Here is a 5,494-nt window from a genome sequence, read left to right on the forward strand (position 1 = left end):
GATGCTGGCGTTGTTCGGGGGTGGCTGCTGCGAGGATACTTTTATATTGTCCGCCCCACGCAGATTTCGGCCAGTTAAAGGACTGAAATTCATAGTTGTGCTCGACTTTGCGCTCGGCTAAACCGTATTTATTACCTTCGACTTTTGCCGATCTGAGTAACTGGATCACCTTAATTTCGACGCGCTCGTTATTCCGGCGGAGGGTGTAGAGTTTTTGCAAGATCCGGGCGGCGACGATTCCCGTACCGCGCAATAATACCGTCCCCCCGTAAGTTGCCAGTGACTCGTAGATATGTTCGTGGGGTTCGTAAGCGTTGACGACGGTTTTGAAATCTTGGGTGCGATCGCGATAAGCTTGGAGATCTGGTAAAAATTGTAAGGCGGGATAGCCAGTAGCTAGATGGACGTATCGGGCGATCGTACAGGCATAATCGGTGGGTTGCTGACAGGTATAGACGATCGCATAGCGCCCGTCGGTAGTCTTGCGAATTGCCTGGACGTGCGCCGTCCGAATCATTTTACGCCAACTAATCCGCGCGGTTTCGCGATCGATCGCAGCAATAACATCCCCAGATTTGGGCGTATAAGTCGCCGCTAATGTCGGTTCGGCGAAGACTTGCCAGCAGTAGCTCAAACTCGATTTTAACTTCCCCTTAGCGATGCCTCTGACCGCCTCCAAGGTCGCATAGTTGGGAAAACCCCAAAGATTATCCGGACAGGCATCCGCAGGCGATCGCAGGCGTTCTTGCGGGACGATCTGCGCGTTGAGACAGAGTTGCTGATAACGTCCGTAGGGTTGCTGCTCCATCCCCAGCACTCGCACCCGCTCGGTACTCACTCCACTAATTCGCAGTAAATCTACCCAGATAAAGCTCCCCAACCCGCCGCCGACAGTAGCATACTCGACTTCTTCAACTGGCAACCCGGTAGCGTGAATCGCTTGCGGATCGATCTGTGCCTGTTGGAAAATCGGCGGTAAGCAACTATTTACCGGAACTTCCGGCGGTGGGGTAATGCGCGGATCGGGTCGATTGGTGACGGCGTTAAACCCAATCTGGGACTGACTTGCTGGCGTTGTCAGCGGTTGCGAATTGGTTGGAATCGCGATCGCGATCTGATAATTCCCAATTTGAATGATGTCTCCTGGTGAAACTTGAGCGTGAGTCTGTTTTTGACCGTTGATGATGATGCCATTACTACTACCGCGATCGACTACAATTAGTCGATCCTGTTCGACTTCGATCGAGGCATGATAGCGCGATACCTCCAGACTATTTAACACGATCCGACAAACTCTATTACCGTCGATCGTCTCAGGCAGTCGCGTAAATTCCCGCCCTAGCGCAATAGGGATAGTTAACAGGGGTTCTTTGCGTTCGCCTGTTGCCGGATCTTCCCACATCAAACGGATTTGCACAGAGGTTGATTGAGTGTTTAACCATCGATCTTAGCAGGATGAGCGATCTTTTGCGCGTTCCCGCCAGCCTCTCATGAGAGAGAATCGCGATCGTATCGGTTACTCTAACTTACGCTCGCTCGCTCGTTATCCACTAGTATTATCTTAGTTTTAGCTCCAACTTCGTATAGATCTCGGGAAATAAAATTCAGTTCTCGATAGTATCCCGATGCAATAATGACAGAATCGGGAGCGTCTAAAATTGCTTTGACTTCCTTGGTAGATTTACCTGTGATTTGTTTTACCAAGCAAAAAACTTTAGGATAAAGTTCTCCAACATCAACAATTGTTAATCCAAAGCCGTCATCGTCACCCTCTATTTCACACATAGTCATAGCTATTATTTTACATATTATGACAGCCGATCGATTATTTAGAAATATCTCAATTGTGCAGATTTGCATCCATTTAGGTGCTTATCTTGCCGCTTTTGTCAAACTAATTCTCATCGAAGCAGGTGGCTATTATGATACGGGTGTAATGAATTTTTTGGGTATCACGCTGGTATTCATGCCATTATTTGCGATCGAGTGGCGGCTGATTCAGCGGAGCTTGAAGCTATCTATGTCCAGCAGAGTTTGGGGATATTGCTTGAATTTGGCGATCGGTATCTGGAGTATTTGGCTCGTTAAATTTAGTTATTTTGCGTTATAAACTTGCAGATATTTAAGTAGGTAATTGCAAATATTTATTAGATAGAGATTGCCTGAAACCTAAGTGGTGGGCATTGCCCACTACATCTTACAAACTCTTACTCCCCCTTTTTAAGGGGGTTGGGGGGATTTTCTAGGGCTTAAGCTTAACAGAATTGAGTTTTCCATCCTCTAAAGCCTAACCCACCGATCGATTCAATAGCACAGGACAAGGAGCCTTAATCCGCACATAATCAGATAGTGAATTACCTAATAGGCGATCGAGGTCTGGTAAGTTTTTGGCGATCGAGGGGCGGCGATCTGGCGAACCAATGGCAATCAGATCGGTATTTAACTCTTGGGCTGCTTTACAGATTTCTTTACCAGGATCGCCGATTGCGACGATACACTTATAGGCTACGCCTTGCTTTTTCGCCTCACTAATTGCGGGGGCAAAGATCGGATCGCGCTCGGGATTGACGATCGCTTCGGCAGCTTTTTGATTTGATTTAACTTGAATTAACTGCAATTGACTGCCTTTGATATCGCGCAATAACGACAGCGCAAATTTAAGCGATGCTTGAGCGGGGACAGAATGATTGTATCCCACCATAATCCGATTTAGTCGTTTGATATCGACATCATCTTTTACCAATAACATCGGTCGCGAAGTAAGCTGAAAAACGTATTGACTGACAGAATTAGACAAGATTGATTCTAAGCGATTGAGTCCGCGCGAACCCATAATAATCAGGTCGGAATTTTCCTCATCAGCAACTTGACAAACTATATCTTTAGGATCGCCTTGTTTGAGTCGGACATTAACTTTTGCAGGATCGATCTTGAGATACTCGATCGCATCGGCGAGGATTTTACCGCCAGCGGTGAGCTTTTGGGACATTAGTTCGGCGGTGACTTGGGGAGTCACTACATGCAAAATTGTGACGTTTGCCCCTTTAACTATCGGGCTTTCCATCAACACCTTGAGCATTTGTTCGCATTTTCCCAACCCAGCAACGGCAATTAGAATATTTTGAATCATTGGGATAATATCCTATCTAATTTTTAAATTAACTAATCGAGGCGATCGAGTTCGATCGTCTTGACATTCAGGCTTTAGGTTCAGGTGTTAAACAGTGGTTTTATATTCTCGATCTTGCACTACCGTCATGCCGATCTTGTCTCGATCGCAACATTATTTATCATTTAACGCCTGTAGACTATGGCAGATGCGCGATCCCCCGTGGGAGCGTCATACCTAGAGCGCATCCGTAGCCAAGTCACACTTGCAGAAGATTGCTCGACATGGGCGAGAATTGTCTCAATATCAACCAGCGGATAAAATTTCCTCAGCGGTTAAATTTAGCGGTGTATCTTGAAATTGTAATTTGTCGCTACCTCGATAAACCTGTTCTTGATATTCTGCTGATGTCAAAGTTAACACCATAATTTCTCGAACCTGTGGATCGACAATCCAATAGAGCGGAATTTCGCGATCTAGATACTGATTTCGTTTGGCAATATAATCGCGGTCGCGTTGCAGATTGCCGGGGCTGACTACTTCTACTACCAAATCTGGTGCAGCCATACTCAATCTGACTGTATTGCGCGAACGTAATTGTTCGATATGTTCTGCTTTAATAATCGTCAAATCGGGATATCGATTGCGTGGTTCTCCATTTACTTCTAATTCTAGCCCGTGTCCCCGAACGCGCAAATAGCCAACAATTGGCAGAAAAGAAACTAACAAAAAATTAGCAATTCCGATATTAAATCCTGATTCCGGCGGCACTTCGACTAATTCCCCATTGAATAACTCATACAACCGATTGTTGCTATCGGTGTATTCTAAATAATCCTCAAAAGATTCAAATCGAGGATGCTTAACTACTGGGGTCGATCCTATCATCGAGCGGGAACTCCTAGAAAGGCTATTACTGAGTATATTGTAGCAAGCTTAAAATCGAACGAAGTAACCATATCCCAGCGATTAATTCAATCGATCAGGTGAATGGGGCCGTGGATACTGGCACTAAAGAATTGGCGTACCAATGGGTTGTCGGTGGTGTCGATTTCTGGGGTTTTACCATCCCATTGCACCTTACCATGATAGAGAAAGACGATCCGATCGGTCGTGCGGCGGATGGTACTATCTTGATGTGTCACCATGACGTAAGTACCACAGCCGCCTGGGACTTGCTGTAAATCTCGCACCAAATTTTCGATGACCGTAGATGCGATCGGGTCTAGACCTGCGGTGGGTTCGTCGTATAATAGGACTTCCGGATTGTCGTCGGGATGTTCGGGGTTGGACATGATCGCGCGGGCAAAGCTGACGCGTTTGCGCATCCCGCCCGATAACTGAGCTGGATATCGGTCTGCGACATCTGCCATCCCGACTAGTGCCAACTTCTGTTCGACCAATTCCCGAATCTGTTTGCGCGGAATATGGGACTGTTGAAACATTCTAAAGCCGACGTTTTCTTCGACAGTCAGGGAGTCAAATAGAGCTGCTTGTTGAAATACCATCCCGATATAAATCGGATCGTTACCATCTTCAATTAATCCCTGTCGCAGTTGACCTCGAATATAAACTTCGCCCGTATCTGGGGCGAGTAAGCCCGCAATAATCCGTAAAATCGTCGATTTACCCGTCCCCGATGGCCCGATAATGCCCAAACCTTGTCCGGGATAAATATCCAAATCCATCTTGTCGAGAATGACACTATTGCCAAAGGCTTTGGAGACACCGCGCAGTTGAATTATCGGTTCCATTTACCCTCTAATTAGACTCATCTGCCGAATTATATCGCTGCGTGAAGATCCCGCCGATCGCGGAAATCGTTGCCAGACATATTAGCACTGTGGGGACACCTAATGCTGTTTCGGCGATCCCAGTTAGTGCCAGCGGTAGACTCAGGGCGATATTGATGGCATTATTTTGCAGTCCAAAGACTTTGCCACGCATTTCCTCTGGCGTCTCGCTTTGGATGGTGGTCTGCATCGGAATCATCACGCCAGCACTAAAGACGCCCATGCCAACCAAGCAGAGGAGGCTCAACCATAAAGACTGGGAAAATGATAACCCAAATAGCGAGGCTGCTACTCCGAGAGAACCATACAAACTCAATTGCGCGCGGGAGAATTTGGCACCGATGTAGCTCAAGGCTACTGCACCCAATGCCATCCCGACGCCCCCAGCAGCTAGGAGAAAGCCAAATTGGGAGGCTTTGATTTCGGGCAATAGTTCGGCCATGCGGACGGCAACTACTGTCATCGAAGCAATTACTGACTGGAGGATTACTAGCTGAATTAGTGCGCCTTTAATTTGCTTGTGCTTGCCGAGATAGCGGACGCCATCTTGGAGATCTGCCAGCACATGCGGCTCAGATCCGGTGGGAATTTG

The 5,494-nt window shown here is 47.0% G+C and carries 7 protein-coding genes; 1 reads left to right on the forward strand and 6 read right to left on the reverse strand.

Annotated features, from left to right (window positions below; genetic code table 11):
• A partial coding sequence (locus RMO35_RS17265) for an FHA domain-containing protein (RefSeq protein WP_309742549.1) occupies positions 1-1,417 on the reverse strand: 1,417 nt, incomplete at its 3' end.
• Between the two features lie 104 nt (positions 1,418-1,521).
• Positions 1,522-1,791 (reverse strand): hypothetical protein, encoded by a 270-nt coding sequence (locus RMO35_RS17270; protein ID WP_309742550.1) that lies wholly within the window; start codon positions 1,789-1,791, stop codon positions 1,522-1,524.
• Positions 1,792-1,810: 19 nt separating this feature from the next.
• Here RMO35_RS17270 and RMO35_RS17275 point away from each other — a divergent pair, with 19 nt between their 5' ends.
• Positions 1,811-2,110: a hypothetical protein gene (locus RMO35_RS17275; RefSeq protein ID WP_309742551.1), complete on the forward strand. Its 300-nt coding sequence runs from the start codon at positions 1,811-1,813 to the stop codon at positions 2,108-2,110.
• Between the two features lie 177 nt (positions 2,111-2,287).
• On the opposite strand, the gene RMO35_RS17280 is transcribed toward RMO35_RS17275, so the two are convergent.
• The 4 genes from RMO35_RS17280 to RMO35_RS17295 all read right to left on the reverse strand — a co-directional run.
• Complete coding sequence (locus RMO35_RS17280) at positions 2,288-3,130, reverse strand: universal stress protein (RefSeq protein ID WP_309742552.1); 843 nt, start codon at positions 3,128-3,130, stop codon at positions 2,288-2,290.
• A 285-nt stretch (positions 3,131-3,415) separates the two neighbouring features.
• Positions 3,416-3,997 (reverse strand): Uma2 family endonuclease, encoded by a 582-nt coding sequence (locus tag RMO35_RS17285; RefSeq protein ID WP_309742553.1) that lies wholly within the window; start codon positions 3,995-3,997, stop codon positions 3,416-3,418.
• Positions 3,998-4,083: 86 nt separating this feature from the next.
• Positions 4,084-4,863 (reverse strand): ATP-binding cassette domain-containing protein, encoded by a 780-nt coding sequence (locus tag RMO35_RS17290; protein WP_309742554.1) that lies wholly within the window; start codon positions 4,861-4,863, stop codon positions 4,084-4,086.
• A 7-nt stretch (positions 4,864-4,870) separates the two neighbouring features.
• Positions 4,871-5,494 (reverse strand): MFS transporter (locus RMO35_RS17295; RefSeq protein WP_309742555.1); only part of this gene is annotated, 624 nt, incomplete at its 5' end.

Source organism: Chamaesiphon sp. OTE_20_metabat_361 (assembly GCF_031364565.1).

Coding starts and splice junctions, on each gene's coding strand:
- RMO35_RS17270 (WP_309742550.1), bottom strand. CDS start 1,791: ATGACTATGTGTGAAATAGAGGGTGACGATGACGGCTTTGGATTAACA.
- RMO35_RS17280 (WP_309742552.1), bottom strand. CDS start 3,130: ATGATTCAAAATATTCTAATTGCCGTTGCTGGGTTGGGAAAATGCGAA.
- RMO35_RS17290 (WP_309742554.1), bottom strand. CDS start 4,863: ATGGAACCGATAATTCAACTGCGCGGTGTCTCCAAAGCCTTTGGCAAT.
- RMO35_RS17275 (WP_309742551.1), top strand. CDS start 1,811: ATGACAGCCGATCGATTATTTAGAAATATCTCAATTGTGCAGATTTGC.
- RMO35_RS17285 (WP_309742553.1), bottom strand. CDS start 3,997: ATGATAGGATCGACCCCAGTAGTTAAGCATCCTCGATTTGAATCTTTT.